We start from the raw sequence: 21,362 nt of genomic DNA, 5'->3' as shown, positions 1-21,362 counted from the left end.
GCGTCTCCGGAAAGAACGCCGAGTTCCGCGCGAGGTTTCGTCTCCTTCCATTCACATACTCTCTTTGTGTTTACATACATTAACAGTGTAAGCGCACGAATGTATACAACCTCTGTGAGGGGGGATGTGAGTGGGAGTAACCCCTGTTAGCCCCGTCCTGTTCGACCGGTTTCACAGTCCGACGATCGGGCTTCTGGACAAGGCAGCCGTCTTTTCCAACATCGAGCAAACCGTATCCTCGACAGCCGGGACGTACGAAATCATTGTCGGCGCCGACTCGAAACTGCGGAACCGCGGCACGTCCTTTGCCATCGTCATCACGCTGATCCGTCACGGTCGCGGCGGCAAGTTTTTTTACCATACGTTTCAGGAACGGCATTATTCCTCGCTTCAGCAGCGCATTTTCCAGGAGGCGTTTTACGCCGTGGGGTTGGCTTCCGAACTGCGCCACTATCTGCGTGAACGCAATATCGACATCCCCATCAGCCTGCATTTTGACATCGGCAAAAACGGTCCTACCCGTAAGTTTATCCAGTCATTGCTAAGTCTAGCAAGAACCAACCACTTCCGGGCGGAAATCAAACCATACGCGTATTGCGCTTCCACCATTGCTGACAAGTTTACCAGATAGGAAACACCCTTCGCGGAACGCTGCCCAGCCTTCCGCCTTTTTTGTGCGGCAGGGAACGATTTCGCTTCGCCCGCGTCTTTTCCCTGCATGATTGACAACGGCAATCCGGTGCGTTATCATGAAAATGGAGTGAAGCGTTTTCACATAAGCGTGTTACTGGTAATGCAGGCATGAGCTGAGAAGATCTTTTTTTACCCAAAAAAGGTTTTTTCAGCTCTTTCTTTGTTGGTAAGGTGGGTGGTAACGGGTGTCTCGTGAACAGGAAAAACCGTATACGATCACGCGCGTTCTGAACCACAACGTCGTTCTCGTCGAAGAACCCGGCTCCGGCCAGGAGATTGTGCTGTTCGGAAAAGGCATCGGCTTCGGCACCAAACCCGGGAACACCATCCTTCCCCACGACGCACGTGTCGAAAAACGCTTCCGCTTGGAAAATGAAAACCACCAGCAGCAGTACCGGACCCTGCTCAGCCAGGTGGACTCGGCCGTAGTAGGGATCGCCGAAGAAATCATTGCCCTGATTGCCAAGGAAATCACGCCGCACGTAAACGAACACGTCCATGTCGCCCTGCCGGATCACATCCAGTTTGCTATTTACCGCCTGCGCAACGGCATGGAAATCGTGAACCCGTTCCTGTTTGAGATACAGACGTTGTACAGCAAGGAATACGCGTTGGCCAAACGAGCGGCCGAGATGATCAAATCGGCGTTTTCCCTGGAGATACCGGAGAGCGAGATCGGCTTTCTGGCCCTGCACATCCATTCCGCCGTCAGCTATATGCCGGTGAGCAAAGCGGTCCAATTCACCAACATCATCACCGAGCTGGTCGGCATTATCGAGGAGCGGACGGGCAGATCCATCGAACGCAACACGATCGATTACGTCCGCCTCATTACACATCTGCGGTTTGCCTGCGAACGGATCCGGCAGCAGAAATCGATTCACAACCCGCTGTTGGACCGGTTGAAGGAGACCGCTCCGGAGGCCTATGCCGTGGCCGAGGAATTGGCCCGGCACATCTCGAAGCGGCTGGAGATGAACGTACCCGAAGATGAGATCGGGTACATGGCGATGCACGTGTTCCGGCTGACCCAGCAGCCCTGCGAATGAACAGAATCAATACCTGCGTGTTACTAGTTCGACTAGGCATGAGCGGTGAGAGCATGCGGACATAGCAAGAATGCCGCATGGATTCCCCGTTCATGCCTTTTTTCGTACAGCAGACGCAAAAGGAGGAGCTTATGTTACGCAGTTTGTTTTCCCGCAAAAAAAAGCAGCAAGAAGTGACGATCCTGGCCCCCTTGACGGGCGTGGTGGTGCCGTTGAGCGAAGTGCCCGACCCGGTCTTCGCGCAGCAGGTTGTCGGCGACGGCGTAGCGATCGATCCGACCGAAGGAGTGCTCGTCTCCCCCGTCGACGGGAAAGTGACCCATCTGTTCCCTACCCATCACGCCATCGCCCTGACCAGCGACAGCGGCCTGGAGATTCTCATGCACATCGGCATTGATACGGTGAAATTGAAAGGGAAAGGGTTTACGCCGTTTGTGGCCGTCGGCGATCAGGTAAAAGCCGGCGACAAGCTGATCGAATTTCAACTGGAAACGATCCGGCAGGCAGGATGCGCCACGGTGACGCCCGTGGTCATCACCAACGGCGATGTGGTCGCCGAGAAACAGGTGGTCGCCCCGCCCAACGTGCATGCCGGTCAGGAGCCTCTGATGAACGTCGTGGTAAAAGGAGGCACAGCATGATTCAGTTTCAGGTAACCGTCACGGCGGAAGGCGGGCTGCACGCCCGCCCGGCAGCCCTGCTGGTGAGCCGGGCCTCTCAATCCCGGTCGACCGTCACGCTGGCCAAAGGAGACAAACAGGTGGACGGCCGCAGCATCCTCAGCGTCATGACGCTGGGAGCCGCACAGGGCGACGTGCTGACCGTACAGGTAGACGGCGCCGACGAGGAAGAAGTGGCCGCCGCCATCAAGGAGCTTTTCGACAAAGAATGTAAGGTGTAACAGGTATATCCTCCGTGGAACACGCTCTATCTGTCCACGGCAGAAGAGGTATCCCGTTAACTGAAAGGCAAAACCGAATCACCGGTTTTGCCGTCACCAGTTTGCAAACGTTTTCATCTGTTATTCTCCATTCGTCAGACGAGTCACTCTCCGGCTGTGTCCTTATTTTATCGCTCCTTTCTGAACTCCGCCGGAGAGCGGCTTTCTGAATATCACTTTCATCCCAAGGAGGTTTTCTCTATGCTTGCTTTTCTGCAAAGGCTCGGGAAAGCGCTCATGCTCCCGGTAGCCGTCCTGCCGGCAGCGGCGCTGCTGGTGTCCATCGGTCTTCTCGACTACGAGAAGAACATCCCGCTCGGATCCACAGTGGGCGGCTTTCTGAACACGTACGTCGCTCCCTTCCTCAATGCCGGCGGCACTGCGATTCTCGGTAACCTGGCCTTGATTTTTGCGGTGGGTGTCGCCATTGGTTTTGCGGGGGACGCGATTGCCGCCCTGGCGGCGGTCTTGGCTTACCAGGTGCTGGTGGGGGTACTGGCCAAAGTGCCCGCCGCCATGCCGTTCATCGATGACAAGGTGGAACTGAACATGGGCGTTCTCGGCGGATTTTTGGCCGGCGGTGTAGCGGCTTACTGTTACAACAAGTACCGCGACGTCAAGATGCCTGATTGGCTCGGTTTCTTCAGCGGCAAGCGGTTTGTTCCGATCGTGACCTCTCTGTTCATGGTGGTTATCGGGATCGTCATCGGCTGCGTCTGGGGACCGATTCAATCCGTATTGGACGCCTTCGGGAACTGGGTCGTCGGGCTGGGCGGCATCGGCGCGGCCATCTTTGGCTTCTGCAACCGTCTGCTCATCCCGTTTGGCCTGCACCACGTGCTCAACGCCATCGCCTGGTTCCAAATCGGCAGTTTTACCGATGCCGCCGGAAAAGTGGTTCACGGCGACCTGTGGCGCTTCTTTGCCGGTGACAAATCGGCCGGCATGTTCATGACCGGCTTCTTCCCGATCATGATGTTTGCCCTGCCCGCAGGTGCTTTCGCCATTATCCACACGGCAAAACCGGAAAAGCGGAAAGCCGTCGCCGCCATCTTCCTGAGCTCGGCCCTGGCTTCCTTCCTGACAGGGATTACGGAGCCGATTGAATTCGCGTTCATGTTTGTGGCTCCCGTACTCTATGTGGTTCACGCCGTCCTGACGGGTATTTCCGGCTATGTTGTGTACGCCCTGGGCATCAAACACGGCTTTGGCTTCTCCGCGGGTCTCATCGATTATCTGGTCAACTTCCATCTGTCGACCAACGCGCTGCTGATCATTCCGGTCGGCCTGGCATTCGCCGCGGTTTACTACTTCCTGTTCCGCTTCCTGATCGTCAAGCTGAACCTGAAGACGCCGGGCCGCGAAGACGACGAAGAGGGGACGGCAGCCCAAGCGTCCGGCAGCGGCACGATGCAGGAAAAGGCGCAAAAAGTGCTGGCCCTCATCGGGGGCAAGGAAAACATCGTCAGCGTGGACGCGTGCATCACCCGCCTGCGGCTGGTCTTGAAGGATGACAAGGTCGTCAACGAAAAAGGCCTGCGCGATCTCGGGGCGGCCGGCGTAATGAAACTGGGGCAGGGCAGCGTACAGGTCGTCTTCGGTCCCCAGTCGGAAGCGCTGAAGGACGAAATCAAAAAGATGTAAGCCCCGTATCGACGCTCGCCAGACGACGATGCACTTTCCCACCCGGCCGCGCCCTGCCGCGCCGGGTGGGCTGCTTTATGTCGGCACGACATTGTTGTCACAGGGAGGAAGACGATGAAACGATTGTTGGACTGCACTGCTTCCGATTTTTCGCAGATGACCGGGCAGGATTTGAAGCAGGCGATCAAGGCCTCGGAAGGGCGGGTGCTGGTGGCCGAGGTGATCTCCGCCGTCGCCCCGCTCTACCCCAGCGTCACCAACGCGGAACTGGCCGCCGCCTTTGGAGCCGACATGATCCTGCTCAATTTCTTTGACGCGTTTCAGCCACACGTGGAGGGACTGACCGCCTCCGCACCCGATGAGACGGTACACGAGCTAAAACGGCTCATCGGACGTCCCGTCGGCCTCAATCTGGAACCGGTCGATCCACAGGCCAGACCGGCGGAACAACTGCTCACCCTGCCCCCAGGGCGGCTGGCCTCGGCGGAGACCTTTGCCGAGGCGAAACAGCTCGGATTTGACTTCCTCTGCCTGACCGGCAACCCCAAGACCGGAGTGACCAACCGGGAAATCGGGCAGGCGATCCGCACCGCCCGTGAAGTCATGGGCGAAGACATGTTGATCATGGCCGGGAAAATGCACGGCGCTGGCGTAGCAGATGAAGCCGGCGGCGATTTGGTGGGAGAGCAGACGATCGTCGGATTTATCGAAGCGGGGGCGGACATCATCCTGCTCCCCTCGCCCGGCACCATTCCCGGCATCACGCTTGATGCGGCCAAAGCCATGGTCGATCGGGTCCACCGCCACGGCGCGCTGGCCCTGCTGGCCACCGGCACCAGCCAGGAAGGGGCGGACGAGGCGACCATTCGCCAGATCGCGCTGAACAGCAAAATGGCCGGGGCCGATCTGTATCACATCGGCGACGCTGGCTACACCGGCATCGCCATCCCGGAAAACATCATGCACTACTCCATCGCCGTACGCGGAAAACGGCATACCTATGTGCGGATGGCCGCATCGGTCCTGCGGTAACGCCAGGCAGCACAACGAAGCGGTTTCCCCGCGGGCACTTCCGTTCGGGGAAACCGCTTTTCTTCATCACGGCACCCGCCCGGCAAACGGGGCGGTCAGCGCCGCTTCGCTCTCCCTTTGCAGTTCCCGCTCAAACGACTCCAAGCGCCGGAGAAAATCCTGGCAGGCAGGAACGCTTTGGGGCTCCATCATCGCAAGCTCGTACGCCAGTGTCTTTTTCCAGATTTCCAACTGCCGTTTATTGGCTTCCCGGGCTTCCACCTCTTTCCCCCCCGACCGATCTCTCGCCGTATCGTTCTGTGATCTGCTCGCCTCTTTTTTTGTCATATCAGCAAAATCAAACACTGAAACAAGTCGCGCAGTTCGCATTTCAGCTTTCTGGCCAATACCGGCAGATGGTTCGCCTTGAAGTCGTACTCGCCCTTTTCGTACTTCAGGTAGGTAGACGCGTTCTTGAAGCCCAGCGATTCCGCCATGTCCTGCAACGTGATCCCCGTTTCGAGCCGTCGTCTTGCGATGAACTCCAGGTTGACCCTGTCCAATCGGCATCCCCCTTTATTTGCCAAATCAGCAAATTCTTAACCATTATCATACCGTTTCAATTTTCACAAAGTCAACATGTTCTTTGTCAAATTAACAAAGTTGTGTTTTCCGTTATGGAAAATTGTTAGAATGATTATTGCCATAGCGGAAAGGTTGTGACGAATGATGTCAACAGTCGGTCAACGGATCAAATGGCTCCGGGAACAAAGGCGGTGGTCCCAAATCCAATTGGCCGAAAAATTGCAGATTCACAACACGGTGCTCTCGCGGATTGAGTCGGGTGAGAAAAAGAGCGTGGACAACCATCTGCTCTCGAAAGCTGCCGATGTGTTCAACGTCTCCGCCGATTTCCTCCTCGGCAAAACGGATGACCCGACACCGTCGTGGGGAACCCGGAAAAACCCGGAGGAGCATATTTCGTTCTTTGACTTGGAGGGATTGAGCCCATCCGAGATTGAAGAAGTGAAAAAGCACATCGACTATTTGCGGTGGAAAGCCCGACAGTCGGACAAACAATGACCGGCAGGGGCAGGACGTGCCATTCCGAACACCTGTCCCGTCCCGTGCACGGCATTTTCTTTTTGTCGCAAAACCGAACATATGTTCTTTTGCAAAAAGGGGGAATGAACATGCTCCGCGATTACAAACAAACGGATCTGGAAAAATGGGTGGGCGCTTTTTATGCCGAACTGGGGATGCGGCATGCGGGAGATCTGCGCGAGGAAGCGGTCGCCGACGCCCTCGGCATTGATCTTGTGTACCGCCCTTGCCCGTCGATGCGGTACGAAGCCGGCCGCTACCGCTGCATCACGATCAATTCCGCCCTGCCCAGGCCGGTCCAGCGGGAACAGTTTTTTCATGAGCTGGGTCACATTTTGCGCGGTCACACCGGGAAACAGCTTGAGATGAGAAAATCGTTCCGCGACCTGCAGGAGGCTCAGGCTTCGCAGTTTCAGCTTTACGCGGCCCTGCCGTTTTTCATGGTATCCAAGTTGAGACTCACCGACTGCCAGACCCATCCGGCCTGCTTGCTGGCCCAGGAGTTTGGAGTGACCCGGCAGCTCGCCGAAAAACGGCTCGCCCAGATTCGCCGCCGCATCATCAGCGAACGCCTGCACCGCCAGTTTGTCGCCGGCCTCCACGGCAGGGGCCCGCGTCCCGCTTGAGATCCGCTCTGCCGCCGGAGCATGTCCGAAACATGTCCCATTACGGGAAGCGTCCCCGCACGAAAAGACGCGGTCCTTTCCAATAAATCAGCGCCGAACACATGTCCGGCGCTTTGTTTGTGGTCCATTCAGTTGGCTGCTTCCTGATCCAGTTCGATCCACATTTGTGCCCATTTCTCGACGCCTTTGATGATCGGTTCCAGTGCGCGTCCTTTATCCGTAAGCGAATATTCCACCCTCACCGGAGCGGAATCCGTATAGACCTCCCGATGTACGAGTCCTTCCTTCTCCAAATCCTTCAGCCGTTCCGACAAAAGCCTGCCGCTGATCGGAAGCGCCTCTTCAATCGCACAAAAACGCTGCGGTCCCGAAAGAAGCTGGTGCAAGATCAGCCCTGTCCAACGCTTGCCGAGCAGATGCATGGCTTTTTCAAACTTCGGGCACAGAGAAGACTGCTTCATGGAAATCACCTCATTCTCCATTCAGTATACCGCTCTTTTTTACTTGCATCAAAACCTGGACTGTAACAATCGGGCGGAATGGGCCGTGTAGTCGATTCCCGTAATGGCGGGCATGACGTTTGCCGTCTACGGCTGCAGCCCATTTCAAATGGGGCCGGAAAACGCGGCCGTTCCCCCGCCCGTATGCCGCCCCCTGCGGATCGGCATGCTAGTGAATGGAAACGTCAGGAGGTGAGTGCTCCATGCCCGGCCAAAAGGACAGGGCCAAGGCCATTTTTGAAGTGGAAGACAAGGTTCCGGTCGGTTCCGTTGACAAGACCCGAGCCGGAACCCCCGATCGCTCCGAGCAGTATCCCATTCCGGCCCCCCGTCCCGTTCCCTGGGAGGAGGCTTGAGGACGTCCGGCCTTCCCGGTCCATGCGGCAGGGGAAGGCCGCTTTGTTTGTGGCACCGCGCTGTTCCTTTCCCGAAGAGCCTTGTCGCGGTACGGTACATAACTTCCCAACATTGTTGGGACAATATCGCTAGGAGAAAACGGGAAGCCTATTGTCACAAAGGAGGGCGGGTTACCATGAAGCGCTTCACCATTCTTTCCGCTGTCTTGCTGCTCGTTACCATCGTTACGGCACATGCGGCTGCCCATCCGGATACGGCGTACCATTTTGGCTTTAAAAAGAGCAGGGACGGCCAGCTTCCTTCCATCGACCAGGAAGGATTCAAGTCCGTTGTGGAGAAGCACGGGGCCATCTTTTTGGGGGATACGACCAAAAAAGAACTGTTTCTTACCTTTGACAACGGGTACGAAAACGGCTACACGGGGCAAATTTTGGACACGCTCAAGGCCAAAAAGGTGCCGGCCATTTTTTTTGTGACCGGACATTACGTGAAGGACCAGCCGGAACTGGTTAAACGGATGGCGGACGAAGGGCATCTCATCGGAAACCACTCCTGGAGCCACCCCGACATGACGACAATCCCCAACGCCCGCATCAGGGAGGAGTTGGAAAAAGTACAGACGGAAGTTGCCCGGATCGCTGGTCAAAAAGAGATGCGCTTTTTGCGTCCCCCCCGAGGAATTTTCAGCGACCGCTCCCTTGCCGCCTGCAAGGAGTTGGGCTATACCAGCGTCTTCTGGTCGATTGCCTACAAAGACTGGGACACCAAGGTGCAGAGAGGCTGGCGGTACGCGTACGACAACGTCATCTCGCAGCTTCACCCGGGTGCCGTCATCCTGCTGCACGCCGTCTCCCGCGACAACGCGGAAGCGCTGGGCGCAATCATCGACGAGGCGCGCAAGCAGGGGTACGAATTCAAGAGCCTGGATCAGTTGGTCCCGCAGCAGCCCCCGACACCTGTTCCGTAAAGCGGCCTGCCGGGAAAGGGCTGCCTGTTCGTCCCTACCCTGTCATGGAAAAAGCGGCGCGTTTGTTTGAAGCGATGCCGCTTTTGACACGGAAAAAACCGACGCGTTCTTCCCCGACTGAAGCCGCCTTTCTTCTCAACCCAAACCGCCCATACACGGATTGGACGCCACGAAAAAACCGTCTCCCATCAGAGAGACGGTTTTTTGCCCAGGTCCGTTTTCGTTCCTGTATCTTCACGGTTTTCTTTATAACAATCCATGCAAAGCTCATTGTTATTTTCAATTTCGTACTCCGTTAGACGAACCTGACATACTCGACATTGTCTTTCGGTCAATACCAAGTTCAATGAGTATACCCCTTTCTTCTCACGGTAGTCATTTTCATTGTATCTCATAAATGGGAGCAATGAATAAGCCCGATGTTAAAATTGTGTGAATTCTTAATAAAATATTGCCAGTTTTTTGTAGTGGAATACCTGCGCCATACGCTACAATCAAGGGGTTAATAAAGGTTGCAGTGTGTCTCGGCCAAAGTGGAACTGGATCATCCCGTGAGATAGCCATATACGTTTTCCTTTCAGATTCATTACAAGAAAGAAGAAAACTCGTCTGTTTTTACAACCCAAGGAGGAACTTTCATGATGAAAAAAATGATCAGTCTTAGTGTCATTCTGGCGATGCCTGTTTGGATTCTATGGGGGTGCTCAGCCATCTCCACAACAGTCACCCACAAATGGAAAAACAGGAAGAAAAAGGGAATAAATCAGCATTGTCTTTAACGAAAAAGAGGTCAAACTACCAATCAGGCAAATACCGCCTATCAATCAGTTCTTGGAACAATTGGATCCAACGCAGCGTGAACAAGAAATGTCACGCTTTCGGATTACCACATTTTCCTCCAAGACGGGCGATCTCTATGCTGATGTAGGATATACAAGAGACCATTCTTTCACGACCCTTGCCAAGTGGAAGCAACAAGACAAGCCCACTAAAACGGTAAAAATTACGTTTGACCTTTAACGCGTGCGTGAATGCCGATGAAGTCCCAGGCGGTCACTTCGTCGTTGTACTGAGCCGCCCCCCTTGTGGGGAACGTCTATTGTACAGGGCCGGAGCGCGGCAACGCTCTTGGCCCTTTTTTGTTTACGCAAATTAATGTACCCTGCATACATTTTTATGGTATCACAAATCGCCGTCCCTTCGACAATGGGTATCGAATCCTTTGCATGGAACCTCCTATTTCTGCAGCAGCACAATCCGTAAAAAGAGAAAAAACCGCGCCATCGCGCGGTTTTTATGGCGTCCCCGAGAGGACTCGAACCTCCGACACGCAGTTTAGGAAACTGCTGCTCTATCCTGCTGAGCTACGAGGACGTAATGCACCTACCTTAATTATATGAAGGATGACGACTTTTTGCAAATGGGAGGACCAGGGACAATGCCCCGGTCCTCCGTTTCATCAGCTATGGGTAAACTGCTCTTCCTCGGTGGAGCCTTTCAAGGCCGTGGTCGAAGAGGTGCCGCCGGCGATCACCTGTGCCACTTCGTCGAAGTAGCCGGTGCCGACCTCCCGTTGGTGGCGGGTCGCGGTATAGCCGTACGCCTCGCTCGCGAACTCCGCCTGCTGCAGCTCGGAGTAGGCGGCCATGCCGCGCTCGCGGTAGCCCCGGGCCAGCTCAAACATGCTGTGGTTGAGCGTATGGAAGCCGGCCAGAGTGACGAACTGAAACTTGTAGCCCATCTCGCCCAGTTCATCCTGGAAGCGGGCGATGGAATCTTCATCCAGCTTCTTTTTCCAGTTGAACGACGGGGAGCAGTTGTACGCGAGCAATTTCCCCGGGAATTGCGCGTGGATCGCTTCCGCGAACCGGCGTGCTTCCTCCATGTTCGGCTCCGAGGTTTCGCACCAGATCAGATCAGCGTACGGCGCGTAGCTGAGGCCGCGGGCGATGGCCGCGTCCAGCCCGCCGCGCATGCGGAAGAATCCTTCGGGTGTGCGCTCGCCGGTGAGGAACGGCTTGTCGCGGTCGTCGATGTCGCTGGTGATCAAAAAGGCGCCGTTGGCATCCGTGCGGGCGACGATCACGGTCGGCACGCCCATCACATCAGCGGCAAAGCGGGCTGCGACCAGATTGCGGACGGCCGACTGCGTGGGAATCAGCACTTTGCCGCCCATGTGGCCGCACTTTTTCTCCGAAGCCAACTGGTCTTCGAAGTGAACGCCGGCGGCTCCCGCTTCGATCATGCCTTTCATCAGCTCAAACACGTTGAGCGGTCCGCCGAAGCCCGCTTCCGCGTCAGCCACGATCGGCGCAAACCAGTAGATGTCGCCGGTCCCTTCCGCCTGCTGGATCTGGTCGGCGCGCTGGAGCGCCTGATTGATCCGCTTGACCACCTGGGGAACGCTGTTGGCCGGATACAAGCTCTGATCGGGGTACATGTGCCCGGCCAGGTTGGCGTCGGCCGCTACCTGCCAGCCGCTCAGGTAGATGGCTTTCAAGCCCGCTTTCACCTGCTGGATCGCCTGGTTGCCGGTGAGGGCCCCCAGCGCCTTGATGTGGTGTTCCGTGTTGAGCAGGTGCCACAGCCGCTCCGCCCCCAATCTCGCCAAGGTATGTTCAATCTGCACCGAACCGCGCAGCCGGACGACGTCCTCTGCCGTATACGGGCGGACAATTCCCTTCCAGCGCTCCGCCTTCCAGCTTTCCTCCAACTGTCTGATCGCCTCTTGCTTGTTCATCCTCTTCCACTCCTTTTTTTATTCAAGATAGCCATAGCCCGGGATGGTCAAGAACTCTTCGAATTCGTCAGCCGTCACCAGCCGCAGAAACAATTCGCCCGCCAACTGGTATTTGCCGCTCTCGTACCGTTCCCGGCCGATGGCTTGTTTCAACGTTTGCAGTTCCTCGCTCAACCACTGTTTGACCAGTCCGGCGGTAATCTTCCTCCCGTCCGGCAGCACGCCCCGGCGGTGGCGAATCCACTGCCAGACCTGGGCGCGGGAAATTTCCGCCGTAGCCGCGTCTTCCATCAGGTTGTTGATCGGCACGGCGCCGTGGCCGCGCAGCCAGGCTTCGATGTACTGGATGCCGACGCTGATGTTGGTCCGCACCCCCTCTTCCGTAATCGGCCCTTCCGGCACTGCCAGCAGATCGGCCGCCGTGACCTGCACATCCTCCCGCTTGTACCAGATCTGGTTGGCTTCCGGCATCAGGCGGTCGAACACTTCCATCGCCACCGGCACCAATCCGGGGTGGGCCACCCACGTGCCGTCATGGCCGTCGTAGGCTTCCCGCTCCTTGTCGGCCCGCACCTTGGCCAGCGCCTCTTCGTTTTTGACCGGATCGTTTTTCACCGGGATTTGCGCCGCCATTCCCCCGATGCAGGGCGCCTGCCGCTTGTGGCACGTCTTGACCGCAAGCGTGGTATACGCCCGCATGAACGGCACCGTCATCGTCACCAAAGCGCGGTCGGGGAGGATGACATCGGGCTGGTTGCGCAGTTTTTTGATGTAGCTGAAAATGTAGTCCCAACGGCCGCAGTTGAGTCCGGCGCTGTGCTCCCGCAGCTCGTACAGGATTTCATCCATTTCAAACGCGGCCAGGATCGTTTCGATCAACACCGTCGCCTTGATCGTGCCGCGCGGAATCCCCAGTTCGTCCTGGGCGAACAGGAAGACGTCGTTCCACAGCCGGGCTTCCAGGTGGTTCTCCAGTTTGGGCAGGTAAAAGTACGGGCCCGATCCGTTTTCCCGCAAGACATGGGCGTTGTGGAAGAAATACAGCCCGAAGTCAAACAGACTGCCGGAGAGCGGCTGCCCATCCAGCAGCACGTGTTTCTCCTCCAGATGCCAGCCGCGCGGACGGACGATCAGCACAGCCGTTTTGTCCTTCAGCGCGTACTGCTTGCCTTCCGGACTGGTGTAGGAAATGGTGCGTCTCACCGCATCCCGCATGTTGATTTGTCCCTGGATCGTGTTGGCCCATGTCGGCGAGTTGGCGTCTTCAAAATCGGCCATAAACATCCGGGCTCCCGAGTTGAGCGCGTTGATCACCATCTTGCGGTCGCCGGCCGGACCGGTAATTTCCACCCGGCGGTCCTGCAGGTCGGGCGGCAGGGGAGCCACTGTCCAATCAGCCTTGCGAATGTGGGCGGTCTCGGGCAAAAAATCGGGCAGCTTCCCGCAGTCAATCTCCTCCTGCCGTTTGCTCCGCTGTTTCAACAGGTCCCGCCGCCTCTCGCCAAACGCCCGCTCCAGCTTGATCAAGAATCGAATCGCGTCGGGGGTGAGAATTTCCCCATACTGCGGCGGCAGCTCGCCGGTGATGGTCACTTCGGCAGGGTAATGGTTGGTGTGCAGCGTAGTCAAAGCAGGTTCCTCCTCTCCTGAACCGGAACGTTATTATGATACAGACGACAAATGATGCAGACTATTATAGTACAGCACCAGCAAAAAAAATGACCTTAATCCAGATACCCGCTGCCGCTGCAGTGGCTGCAGCTTACACAGCCGTCACCGTGACAATGATGGCACGCCACCCCGTGCTCGTCATAACCGGCCCCGCCGCACTGCGGACAATTTTGTTCGCCGTTTCCTTCACACCGAGAGCAGTTCATTATCGTTCCCTCCATTCCTGTATTAATACAATACTCAACTGTTTTGTTGTTATTATATAACAGAGATTCGTACAAAGCAACAGCATTTTCAAAAAATTCCGCCGCTGATGTCACAAACAAAAACGGCTCTCCATCCCGTGGACAGAGAGCCGTTTTTCCCTATGCTGGTTGTCTGTGCACCGCACACCGTCAGCGGCTTTCCTTCGGCGCGATCTTTTCCAGGCCGCCCAGGTACGGACGCAGTACTTCCGGAATGACGATGGAGCCGTCCTCCTGCTGGTAGTTTTCCAGCAGAGCGGCCACGGTGCGGCCGATTGCCAGACCGGAGCCGTTGAGCGTATGGACGAACTCCGGCTTGCTCTTCGCGTCGCGGCGGAACCGGATGTTGGCCCGGCGCGCCTGGAAGTCCTCAAAGTTGGAACACGAGGAGATTTCCCGATAGGTGTTGTAGCTCGGGATCCATACCTCCAGGTCGTACTTTTTCGCGGCGGTAAACCCTAGATCGCCGGTGCACATGCTCATCACGCGGTACGGCAGGCCGAGGAGCTGCAGCACTTTTTCCGCGTTTTTCACCAGTTTTTCCAGCTCGTCGTAGGAGTCTTCCGGTTTGACGAACTTCACCAGCTCCACCTTGTTAAACTGGTGCTGGCGAATAAGTCCGCGCGTATCGCGGCCGGCCGAGCCCGCTTCGGAACGGAAACAAGCGCTGTACGCGGCGTAATAGAGCGGCAGGTCGGCTGCGTCGAGAATCTCGTCGCGGTGCATGTTGGTCACCGGCACCTCGGCTGTCGGGATCAGGAAGTAATCCGGCCCCTCCAGCTTGAAGGCGTCTTCCTCAAATTTGGGAAGCTGGCCGGTGCCGGTCATGCTGGTGCGGTTGACGATGTACGGCGGCAAAATCTCTTCGTAGCCGTGTTCGCCGGTATGCAGATCCAGCATGAAGTTCATCAGCGCCCGCTCCAGACGCGCGCCCAGCCCCTTGTAAAAGACAAACCGGCTGCCGGTTACTTTCGCCGCCGCTTCAAAGTCGAGGATGCCCAGATCGGCAGCCAGCTCCCAGTGCGGCTTCGGCTCAAACGCAAAACGGCGCGGTTCGCCCCAGGTCCAGGCCACCACGTTGTCTTCTTCCGACGTACCGATCGGCACGCTCTCGTGCGGCAGATTGGGCAGGCTCAACAAGATCTGCTCCAATTGTTCGTCCAACTGGCGCAGTTCTTCGTCCAGCGCCTTGATGCGCTCGTTTACCTGTTTCATTTCGGCGATCAGGTGGTCGGCGTTTTCCTTGTTGCGCTTCATGATCGCCACCTGTTCGGAGACCGTGTTTCGTTTATTTTTCAACGATTCCGCTTCTTGAATCACCTGGCGCCGCTTTTCATCCGTTTCGGCAAACCGGTCCAGCGCGGAAATGTCTTCGTTGCGATGTGCCAACCGGCGTTTTACCTCTTCCAAATCGCTGCGCAAAACTTTCACGTCAAGCATGGAAATCCCTCCTAATCCCTATGATCACTGGAAAGCTTCTTTTGTCCAGTCGAACCCCTTTTTGCAGGGCGATCGGAAAGCGCGCGTTCCTGCGGCACACTTCCCGCATCAGACGCACCTGCGGGCAGGACAGTAAAAAACACCCGTCCCCTCTGTAAGGGACGAGTGTCGTATACCCGCGTTGCCACCCTTGTTGACAAATGCGTCGTACGTTTCCATCCGCATTTGCCCACTCTCATCCGTCGTAACGGGACGGTTCCGGGCAAAGTTTGAACCTTTGCCACTCCGAGGTGGATTCCTTTGCACGCCGGATCGGTTTTCACCCGCCACCGACTCTCTGGGCCTGGCTCATGCAAAGTACTAGCCTCATCATCGCATTCCTTATCCGTACTTCTATTGTTAACTGTACTACAGGTTCTATACCTGTGTAAAGGAGGCGGTTGACAAAAAAACCGGCACCACGGACGGTACCGGTTTTTGCTGCGGTGTGGGATCAGGCCTGAACTTTATCGGCCCGGTACTCCTTCACCATGTCGAGGAAGAATTTGTGGATGCGCGCATCCTCCGTCAGTTCCGGGTGGAAGGCAGCCGCCAGGTAATGGCCTTGGCGGGCGGCGACGATTTTGTCTTCGTACTTCGCCAGCACCTGACCGTTTTCTCCCAGTTCCATGATGTACGGCGCCCGAATGAAGACAGCCGGAAAATCGGGAGCGATGCCCGCCACGGGCAGATCGACTTCAAAGCTCTCCTTTTGACGTCCAAACGCGTTGCGCTCCACCTTCATGTCCATCAGACCGAGGTGGCAGTCTTCCTGGCCATTGATGCGGTTGGCCAGCAGGATGGCGCCGGCGCATGTGCCGAAAATCGGCTTTTTGGCTTCGCCAAACTGGCGGATGGCTTCCATGAAGCCGTATTTGTGCATCAACTTGCTGATCGTGGTGCTTTCCCCGCCGGGGATCACCAGACCGTCCAGATCGTCGAGCTCTTCCACTTTTTTCACCGGGACCGCTGTTGCTCCGACCTCTTCCAGCATGCGGATGTGTTCAGCAACAGCCCCCTGCAGGGCAAGTACGCCAATTTTCATGTTGTCCACCTTACCAGCCGCGCTCTTGCATGCGATCCGCTTCGCGCAGTTTGGAGATTTCGATGCCCGGCATAGCCGTACCCAGTCCTTTGGAGACGCGGGCAATCAGATCGTAGTCGGTGTAGTGCGTCGTCGCTTCGACGATGGCGCGGGCAAATTTCTCCGGATTCTCCGATTTGAAGATACCGGAGCCGACGAACACGCCGTCTGCCCCGAGCTGCATCATCAGCGCAGCGTCGGACGGCGTAGCCACACCGCCGGCGGCGAAGTTGACGACCGGCAGCTTGCCGTTTTTATGAACGTATTCCAGAAGTTCGTACGGAGCACCCAGGTTTTTCGCTTCCGCCATCAGTTCGTCGTAGGACATGCTTTGCACTTTGCGGATCTGCGCCTGCATCGTGCGCATGTGGCGAACCGCTTCCACGATGTTGCCGGTACCCGGCTCCCCTTTGGTGCGGATCATGGATGCGCCTTCACCGATGCGGCGAAGTGCTTCGCCGAGATCGCGGGCGCCGCAGACAAACGGAACCGTAAAGTCTTTTTTGTTGATATGGAACATGTCGTCGGCAGGAGTGAGCACTTCGCTCTCGTCGATGTAGTCGACGCCCATCGCCTCGAGCACGCGCGCTTCAACGAAGTGGCCAATCCGTGCCTTGGCCATGACCGGGATGGATACGGCTTTCATTACTTCTTCCACGATGCCCAGGTCAGCCATGCGCGCCACGCCGCCGGCCGCGCGAATATCAGACGGTACGCGTTCCAGTGCCATAACGGCCACGGCACCGGCCGCTTCCGCAATCCTTGCTTGTTCGGCATTCACGACGTCCATGATGACGCCGCCTTTTTGCATTTCAGCCATACCTTTTTTAACGCGGGACGTTCCTACTTGTACCATGCTTTTTGCCTCCTACCCAAGTGGACTCAGGATCTGCACGTTTGTTGCAAACGTTGTCTTAATATTCACCATTGTAAACGAAGTGCGATTTTCGGCACAACCACCTATTTGCCCGTGACGCTGCTGAAAATGTTACTAATAAACTGGATGATGCTGCGGAAGAACAGGCGAATCCAGCTCGCTTCCTCCACATCTTGACCGGCCACGAGGTTGACGCCCGCCTTGGCCGCGTCCTCCGGCTGCAGGTAGTCGCTGTCCTTTGCCCCTTCTTCTTTAAAGGCCACTTTCCCGATGACCTGTCCTTTCGTCAGCGGCGCATTCAGATCCTGGAAGGTCACGACCGGCGTAAACTTGGTGTCCTCGCCGATTTTGGTCAGGACGGTTACCTCTTCGCCCGTTACAGCCGGTACGGTCAGGTCCACACCGTTTTTCACCGGCGCGGTTTCATAGCCTTTCACCGCGGCTCCCTTCTCCAACTGTTTGGTCAGCTTGAAGTTGCTGAAGCCGTAGTCCAACAGCTTTTTGGTCTCTTCGAAGCGCTTCGTCTCGCCGTTTGCCCCCATGACGACGCTGATCAGGCGCATGTCGTCCCGCGTTGCCGTACCGGTGAAGCAGTGTCCCGCCGCCTGCGTATAGCCGGTCTTCAAGCCGTCTACCCCCGGATAGTAGTTGAGAAGTCCGGGAAGCATCCAGTTGTAGTTTTTCTTTTTGATCTCGTTTGGCATACCTTCACGGAACGCCAGCACCGGAATTTTGGAGTATTCCAATGCTTCCGGGAAATCGCGAATCAGCGCGCGGGCCAGGATCGCGGAGTCGCGTGCCGACATCATGTTTTCCTTTTGCTCGGTTTGCGGTGCGTACGGTCCCAGATCGTCGGTGGGCAAACCGGTCGACGTCACGAACGAGGTGTTTTTCATTCCCAGTTCCTTGGCCTTTTTATTCATCATCGCCACGAAGTTGGCTTCGCTGCCGCCCACTTTTTCCGCAAGCAGCACGGTCGCGTCGTTGGCGGACACGATCGCCATGGCCTTGTACAGATCCTTGACGGTATGGGACTCGCCCATGTTCAGGTAGACGCCGGCGGAATCCGGCATTTTTGCGATGTAAAAGGCGTATTCGCTTACCGGGACCTTTTCGTCCCACTTGATTTTCTTTTGTTTAATCGCTTCCAGCACGAGGTACTCGGTCATCATCTTGCTCATGCTGGCCGGCGGCAGCGGCACGTCCGGATTGCTGCTGTACAGCACCTTGCCCGTGGACGCTTCCACCAGAATGGCCGATTTAACCGCCAACTGCAGGTTGGGCTGTGCGGCTCCTGCGCCAACGGCCATGCCGCCCCACGCGGTCAAAAACACAGCGACAGAAAGGAACAGCCCCATCAATCGCCTTGTCCATCTTTTTTGTTTCATTTGCTTTACTCACTCTCCCGTTTCTGTCGTTCTTCGCCACGATTGGCATGAGCACACAAATGTAAGTGTACCATACAAGCAGGCCTTCCTTGAAGCTTGTTTCGACCTGTTTGTCCGTGTCGGAGACTAGAAAAAAACCCCTTTCCAATCGTGAAAGGGGTTTTTGCGTCGATCGTCCTAGGAAATGGAGTAGTTGGGTGCTTCTTTGGTAATCTGCACGTCGTGCGGGTGGCTTTCCCGCAGACCGGCACCGGTGATTCGGACGAACTGGGCGTTGTCGATCAGGTCCTGAATGGTTTTGGCCCCGCAGTAGCCCATGCCGGCACGCAGTCCGCCGATCAATTGATAGACAACGTCAGCCAGCGGCCCTTTGTACGGAACGCGGCCCTCGATGCCTTCCGGAACCAGTTTTTGTTCGTTTTCCTGGAAGTAGCGGTCCTTGCTGCCCGCTTTCATCGCGCCGATCGACCCCATGCCGCGGTACACCTTGAACCGGCGGCCTTGGTAAATCTCGAATTCGCCCGGGCTTTCCTCGGTTCCGGCGAACAGGCTGCCGATCATGATCGCCGACGCGCCCGCTCCGATCGCTTTTGTCAGGTCACCGGAGTATTTGATGCCGCCGTCGGCAATAATTGGAATATTGTACTCGCGGGCAACGCGGGCACAGTCGTAAATGGCGGTAATCTGCGGTACGCCGATACCGGCCACGACGCGGGTGGTACAGATGGAGCCGGGACCGATCCCTACTTTTACCACGGAGGCGCCTGCTTCGATCAGGTCGCGGGTCGCCTCTCCGGTAGCCACGTTTCCCGCCACGATGGTGAGGTCCGGATAGGCTTGTCTCAGCTTTTTCACCGTATTGATGACGTTGACGGAGTGGCCGTGTGCGGTATCCACTACCAGCACGTCCACGCCGGCCTTCACCAGCGCTTCCGCCCGTTCAAACGTGTCGGCCGACACCCCGACTGCCGCACCGCAAAGCAGACGTCCCTGCTTGTCCTTGGCCGCGTTCGGGTACTGGATCGCCTTCTCGATGTCCTTGATGGTAATCAGCCCTTTGAGAACGTTGTTTTCGTCCACCAGGGGCAGCTTCTCGATCTTGTGTTTTTGCAGGATGGCTTCCGCCTGCTGCAGCGTCGTTCCGACAGGAGCCGTCACCAGATTTTCTCTGGTCATGACATCTTTAATGGGAGTGGAGAAGTCGTGCACAAAACGGAGGTCACGGTTGGTAAGAATCCCGATGAGGTGGTTCTGCTCATCGACGATGGGGACGCCGGAAATGCGGTATTTGCCCATGAGCTCGTCCGCATCGGCGACGGTATGGTCCGGAGTCAACGAGAACGGATTGGTGATGACGCCGCTTTCCGAACGCTTGACGCGGTCCACTTCGCTGGCTTGTTGTTCAATGGTCATGTTTTTATGGATAATCCCGATACCGCCTTGACGAGCCATGGCAATAGCGAGCTTAGATTCTGTCACCGTGTCCATGCCGGCGCTGATCAGGGGAATGTTCAAGGTAACGTTTTCGCTCAGCTTCGTCGTGATGTCGACGTCCCGGGGAAGCACTTCCGATCTGGCCGGAATGAGGAGAACGTCGTCAAACGTCAAACCTTCTTTCACGAATTTGTCTTCCCGCACAGTAATAAGCTCCTTTCGCCAAAATATTTTATCGCCAGTGTAACAAACGGCTTAATTTACTGTCAAGGAAAGCTTGTATCGTTCGGGTATACCATCAATTATCCAGATAAATCAAAAAAAACATCAGGAAAGCGTTACCATAATACGAAAGTTAACCAAAGGTGATGACGATGCAGGATGCTTGGTCCGCGCTGCGCTTGCTGGAAACGGAGCCAGCCGCGCGCAGGTATTTGTCCCACTGCTACCAAACCAGGGGGCTGCCGCACCCCGACCGATTGGCGTTCCACCAGAGCACCCGCTTTCTTTACACCTGGCAGCAGGCGCGGCAGTTTTACGAGACGGCTCATGGCGCCTCGCTTTCGGTTCGGCCGCTGCTGCTGTTTTACGGGTATGTGCATCTGCTGAAAGGATGGCTGATTACCTGCGACCCCGACTATCCGCAAAACAGCCGCGTGCTGCAGCACGGCGTGACCACGCGCAAGCGGAAGCGCGGTGCTTACCACCTGTTGGAGGATGAAGTGCGGCCGCAAAAGGAAGGGTTGTTCGCCCATCTGGCCCGTCTATTCGGCCCTACGCCCCTGCAGGATCGGTACTCGCTGGATGAGCTGTTTGCGTCCTTGTCGGAGTTGGGCGGTCCGTATGCAGCCGTTACCGGAAGGAAATCGCCGTGGGTCCGCGTTGGTCTGGACATCGCGCAGCTGCACGACGACAAACAGGGGACCGTGTTCCGGGTGACGTTCCCCGCCGGTTCTGACGGGCCGCTGGCGTATTCTCCCGAGACGTTTCGGCAGTATGTACGGCGGCTTGCTCCCGACGGCTGCGACGCTTTCCTGTTTCAATGGGTGGACGGCACCGGCAAGGAAGCTGTTGTCCCTTCGACCGCTCTTTCGGAATGGGAGAGGCACCCGCTGTTTTCTTTTCATCACGGCTCCCTGTACTTTTGGAACGGTGCGCCGGAAACGCTTCTTCTGCCAATCTGGGCCAGCCACTACCTGATTCTGTACGTGCTCAGCATGCTCTGCCGGTACGAAACGGAGTGGTGGGGGGAGTTGGCCCTATCTCCCGCCTACGCGGAGCGATATCTCGTGGAGTGCTTTCTCGACAGCCATGCGCACACCCTGCCTACGGTTATTCTGAAGCAAATGCAAAAAAACAACCCCCTCTTTTGCGAATAAGAGGGGGCAAAACAAAACAGCCTTCCCAACGACATTGTTGAGAAGGCCGTACCTCATTCCCTGAAAACTGGATACGCATGGGTGGCAGTGGATTATAGAGTGGATAAGTCCTCGACCGATTAGTATTCGTCAGCTCCACGCGTTGCCGCGCTTCCACACCGAACCTATCAACCT

22 protein-coding genes, 1 tRNA gene and 1 other annotated feature are annotated in these 21,362 nt (G+C 56.6%); of the genes, 12 read left to right on the top strand and 11 right to left on the bottom strand.

Annotated elements, in window-relative coordinates; genetic code table 11:
* Positions 1 to 130: 130 nt before the first annotated feature.
* The 6 genes from FOI68_RS15635 to FOI68_RS15610 all read left to right on the top strand — a co-directional run bounded on the left by FOI68_RS15635 (position 131) and on the right by FOI68_RS15610 (position 5,358).
* Positions 131 to 631 carry a ribonuclease H-like YkuK family protein gene (locus FOI68_RS15635; protein ID WP_035296550.1) on the top strand — a complete coding sequence of 167 codons (501 nt, stop codon included), beginning with the start codon at positions 131 to 133 and terminating at the stop codon, positions 629 to 631.
* A 247-nt stretch (positions 632 to 878) separates the two neighbouring features.
* A complete protein-coding gene (gene glcT / locus FOI68_RS15630) occupies positions 879 to 1,742 on the top strand; it encodes a glucose PTS transporter transcription antiterminator GlcT (protein ID WP_143863699.1) in 864 nt (287 codons plus the stop codon).
* Positions 1,743 to 1,873: 131 nt separating this feature from the next.
* The gene (locus FOI68_RS15625) at positions 1,874 to 2,383 is read left to right on the top strand and encodes a PTS sugar transporter subunit IIA (protein ID WP_143863698.1); all 510 of its coding nucleotides are present in this window, start codon (positions 1,874 to 1,876) and stop codon (positions 2,381 to 2,383) included.
* Positions 2,380 to 2,643, top strand: a complete 264-nt coding sequence (locus tag FOI68_RS15620) for an HPr family phosphocarrier protein (RefSeq protein ID WP_029098083.1) — start codon at positions 2,380 to 2,382, stop codon at positions 2,641 to 2,643. The genes FOI68_RS15625 and FOI68_RS15620 overlap by 4 nt, the downstream gene beginning before the upstream one ends.
* Before the next feature lie 240 nt (positions 2,644 to 2,883).
* On the top strand, positions 2,884 to 4,326 hold the full coding sequence (nagE, locus tag FOI68_RS15615; protein WP_143863697.1) for an N-acetylglucosamine-specific PTS transporter subunit IIBC: 1,443 nt from the start codon (positions 2,884 to 2,886) through the stop codon (positions 4,324 to 4,326).
* A 114-nt stretch (positions 4,327 to 4,440) separates the two neighbouring features.
* The gene (locus tag FOI68_RS15610) at positions 4,441 to 5,358 is read left to right on the top strand and encodes a DUF7916 family protein (RefSeq protein WP_143863696.1); all 918 of its coding nucleotides are present in this window, start codon (positions 4,441 to 4,443) and stop codon (positions 5,356 to 5,358) included.
* A 66-nt stretch (positions 5,359 to 5,424) separates the two neighbouring features.
* On the opposite strand, the gene FOI68_RS15605 is transcribed toward FOI68_RS15610, so the two are convergent.
* A complete protein-coding gene (locus FOI68_RS15605; protein ID WP_029098086.1) occupies positions 5,425 to 5,619 on the bottom strand; it encodes a hypothetical protein in 195 nt (64 codons plus the stop codon).
* 62 nt (positions 5,620 to 5,681) lie between these two features.
* Positions 5,682 to 5,900 carry a helix-turn-helix domain-containing protein gene (locus FOI68_RS15600; RefSeq protein ID WP_029098087.1) on the bottom strand — a complete coding sequence of 73 codons (219 nt, stop codon included), beginning with the start codon at positions 5,898 to 5,900 and terminating at the stop codon, positions 5,682 to 5,684.
* 163 nt (positions 5,901 to 6,063) lie between these two features.
* On the opposite strand from FOI68_RS15600, the gene FOI68_RS15595 reads away from it, so the two are divergent.
* Both FOI68_RS15595 and FOI68_RS15590 read left to right on the top strand, forming a co-directional pair.
* Entirely contained in the window at positions 6,064 to 6,420 is a 357-nt protein-coding gene (locus FOI68_RS15595; RefSeq protein ID WP_255433584.1) for a helix-turn-helix domain-containing protein, read from the top strand.
* Between the two features lie 110 nt (positions 6,421 to 6,530).
* Positions 6,531 to 7,067, top strand: coding sequence for an ImmA/IrrE family metallo-endopeptidase (locus tag FOI68_RS15590; RefSeq protein ID WP_029098089.1), 537 nt, complete (start codon positions 6,531 to 6,533; stop codon positions 7,065 to 7,067).
* A 128-nt stretch (positions 7,068 to 7,195) separates the two neighbouring features.
* On the opposite strand, the gene FOI68_RS15585 is transcribed toward FOI68_RS15590, so the two are convergent.
* Positions 7,196 to 7,528 carry a winged helix-turn-helix transcriptional regulator gene (locus FOI68_RS15585; protein ID WP_029098090.1) on the bottom strand — a complete coding sequence of 111 codons (333 nt, stop codon included), beginning with the start codon at positions 7,526 to 7,528 and terminating at the stop codon, positions 7,196 to 7,198.
* 242 nt (positions 7,529 to 7,770) lie between these two features.
* Here FOI68_RS15585 and FOI68_RS23555 point away from each other — a divergent pair, with 242 nt between their 5' ends.
* From FOI68_RS23555 to FOI68_RS23550, 3 genes are all read left to right on the top strand, one after another.
* The gene (locus FOI68_RS23555) at positions 7,771 to 7,923 is read left to right on the top strand and encodes a hypothetical protein (protein WP_160297130.1); all 153 of its coding nucleotides are present in this window, start codon (positions 7,771 to 7,773) and stop codon (positions 7,921 to 7,923) included.
* Positions 7,924 to 8,099: 176 nt separating this feature from the next.
* Complete coding sequence (gene pdaA / locus FOI68_RS15580; RefSeq protein ID WP_029098091.1) at positions 8,100 to 8,891, top strand: delta-lactam-biosynthetic de-N-acetylase; 792 nt, start codon at positions 8,100 to 8,102, stop codon at positions 8,889 to 8,891.
* A 638-nt stretch (positions 8,892 to 9,529) separates the two neighbouring features.
* Positions 9,530 to 9,670 (top strand): hypothetical protein, encoded by a 141-nt coding sequence (locus FOI68_RS23550; protein WP_185973966.1) that lies wholly within the window; start codon positions 9,530 to 9,532, stop codon positions 9,668 to 9,670.
* Positions 9,671 to 10,188: 518 nt separating this feature from the next.
* Here the strand turns inward: FOI68_RS23550 and FOI68_RS15575 are convergent.
* From FOI68_RS15575 to guaB, 8 genes are all read right to left on the bottom strand, one after another.
* Positions 10,189 to 10,265 (bottom strand) — tRNA-Arg (locus FOI68_RS15575).
* An 85-nt stretch (positions 10,266 to 10,350) separates the two neighbouring features.
* Positions 10,351 to 11,631, bottom strand: coding sequence for an isocitrate lyase (gene aceA / locus FOI68_RS15570; RefSeq protein ID WP_143863694.1), 1,281 nt, complete (start codon positions 11,629 to 11,631; stop codon positions 10,351 to 10,353).
* Positions 11,632 to 11,649: 18 nt separating this feature from the next.
* Positions 11,650 to 13,260, bottom strand: coding sequence for a malate synthase A (gene aceB, locus FOI68_RS15565; protein ID WP_029098094.1), 1,611 nt, complete (start codon positions 13,258 to 13,260; stop codon positions 11,650 to 11,652).
* Positions 13,261 to 13,697: 437 nt separating this feature from the next.
* Complete coding sequence (gene serS, locus FOI68_RS15560; protein WP_044899310.1) at positions 13,698 to 14,987, bottom strand: serine--tRNA ligase; 1,290 nt, start codon at positions 14,985 to 14,987, stop codon at positions 13,698 to 13,700.
* Between the two features lie 154 nt (positions 14,988 to 15,141).
* Positions 15,142 to 15,369 (bottom strand) — a binding site (T-box leader).
* 111 nt (positions 15,370 to 15,480) lie between these two features.
* Entirely contained in the window at positions 15,481 to 16,071 is a 591-nt protein-coding gene (pdxT, locus tag FOI68_RS15555; RefSeq protein WP_029098096.1) for a pyridoxal 5'-phosphate synthase glutaminase subunit PdxT, read from the bottom strand.
* A gap of 10 nt (positions 16,072 to 16,081) precedes the next feature.
* Complete coding sequence (gene pdxS, locus FOI68_RS15550) at positions 16,082 to 16,966, bottom strand: pyridoxal 5'-phosphate synthase lyase subunit PdxS (protein WP_029098097.1); 885 nt, start codon at positions 16,964 to 16,966, stop codon at positions 16,082 to 16,084.
* A 104-nt stretch (positions 16,967 to 17,070) separates the two neighbouring features.
* On the bottom strand, positions 17,071 to 18,375 hold the full coding sequence (locus FOI68_RS15545) for a D-alanyl-D-alanine carboxypeptidase family protein (RefSeq protein ID WP_029098098.1): 1,305 nt from the start codon (positions 18,373 to 18,375) through the stop codon (positions 17,071 to 17,073).
* Between the two features lie 177 nt (positions 18,376 to 18,552).
* The gene (gene guaB / locus FOI68_RS15540; RefSeq protein WP_029098099.1) at positions 18,553 to 20,013 is read right to left on the bottom strand and encodes an IMP dehydrogenase; all 1,461 of its coding nucleotides are present in this window, start codon (positions 20,011 to 20,013) and stop codon (positions 18,553 to 18,555) included.
* 170 nt (positions 20,014 to 20,183) lie between these two features.
* Between guaB and FOI68_RS15535 the strand changes: the two genes are divergently transcribed.
* A complete protein-coding gene (locus FOI68_RS15535; protein ID WP_143863693.1) occupies positions 20,184 to 21,188 on the top strand; it encodes a YaaC family protein in 1,005 nt (334 codons plus the stop codon).
* Positions 21,189 to 21,362: the final 174 nt, after the last annotated feature.

Source organism: Brevibacillus sp. LEMMJ03 (assembly GCF_007197875.1).
Lineage (GTDB): Bacteria > Bacillota > Bacilli > Brevibacillales > Brevibacillaceae > Brevibacillus > Brevibacillus thermoruber.
This window is presented reverse-complemented; position numbering and strand designations above follow the sequence as displayed.

What these genes read in the sequence shown, in the direction of transcription:
- FOI68_RS15625 (WP_143863698.1), top strand. Translation starts at nt 1,874, where the DNA reads ATGTTACGCAGTTTGTTTTCCCGCAAAAAAAAGCAGCAAGAAGTGACG.
- FOI68_RS15620 (WP_029098083.1), top strand. Translation starts at nt 2,380, where the DNA reads ATGATTCAGTTTCAGGTAACCGTCACGGCGGAAGGCGGGCTGCACGCC.
- nagE (WP_143863697.1), top strand. Translation starts at nt 2,884, where the DNA reads ATGCTTGCTTTTCTGCAAAGGCTCGGGAAAGCGCTCATGCTCCCGGTA.
- FOI68_RS15610 (WP_143863696.1), top strand. Translation starts at nt 4,441, where the DNA reads ATGAAACGATTGTTGGACTGCACTGCTTCCGATTTTTCGCAGATGACC.
- FOI68_RS15595 (WP_255433584.1), top strand. Translation starts at nt 6,064, where the DNA reads ATGATGTCAACAGTCGGTCAACGGATCAAATGGCTCCGGGAACAAAGG.
- FOI68_RS15590 (WP_029098089.1), top strand. Translation starts at nt 6,531, where the DNA reads ATGCTCCGCGATTACAAACAAACGGATCTGGAAAAATGGGTGGGCGCT.
- FOI68_RS15585 (WP_029098090.1), bottom strand. Translation starts at nt 7,528, where the DNA reads ATGAAGCAGTCTTCTCTGTGCCCGAAGTTTGAAAAAGCCATGCATCTG.
- FOI68_RS23555 (WP_160297130.1), top strand. Translation starts at nt 7,771, where the DNA reads ATGCCCGGCCAAAAGGACAGGGCCAAGGCCATTTTTGAAGTGGAAGAC.
- pdaA (WP_029098091.1), top strand. Translation starts at nt 8,100, where the DNA reads ATGAAGCGCTTCACCATTCTTTCCGCTGTCTTGCTGCTCGTTACCATC.
- FOI68_RS23550 (WP_185973966.1), top strand. Translation starts at nt 9,530, where the DNA reads ATGATGAAAAAAATGATCAGTCTTAGTGTCATTCTGGCGATGCCTGTT.
- aceA (WP_143863694.1), bottom strand. Translation starts at nt 11,631, where the DNA reads ATGAACAAGCAAGAGGCGATCAGACAGTTGGAGGAAAGCTGGAAGGCG.
- serS (WP_044899310.1), bottom strand. Translation starts at nt 14,987, where the DNA reads ATGCTTGACGTGAAAGTTTTGCGCAGCGATTTGGAAGAGGTAAAACGC.
- pdxT (WP_029098096.1), bottom strand. Translation starts at nt 16,071, where the DNA reads ATGAAAATTGGCGTACTTGCCCTGCAGGGGGCTGTTGCTGAACACATC.
- pdxS (WP_029098097.1), bottom strand. Translation starts at nt 16,966, where the DNA reads ATGGTACAAGTAGGAACGTCCCGCGTTAAAAAAGGTATGGCTGAAATG.
- FOI68_RS15545 (WP_029098098.1), bottom strand. Translation starts at nt 18,375, where the DNA reads ATGAAACAAAAAAGATGGACAAGGCGATTGATGGGGCTGTTCCTTTCT.
- FOI68_RS15535 (WP_143863693.1), top strand. Translation starts at nt 20,184, where the DNA reads ATGCAGGATGCTTGGTCCGCGCTGCGCTTGCTGGAAACGGAGCCAGCC.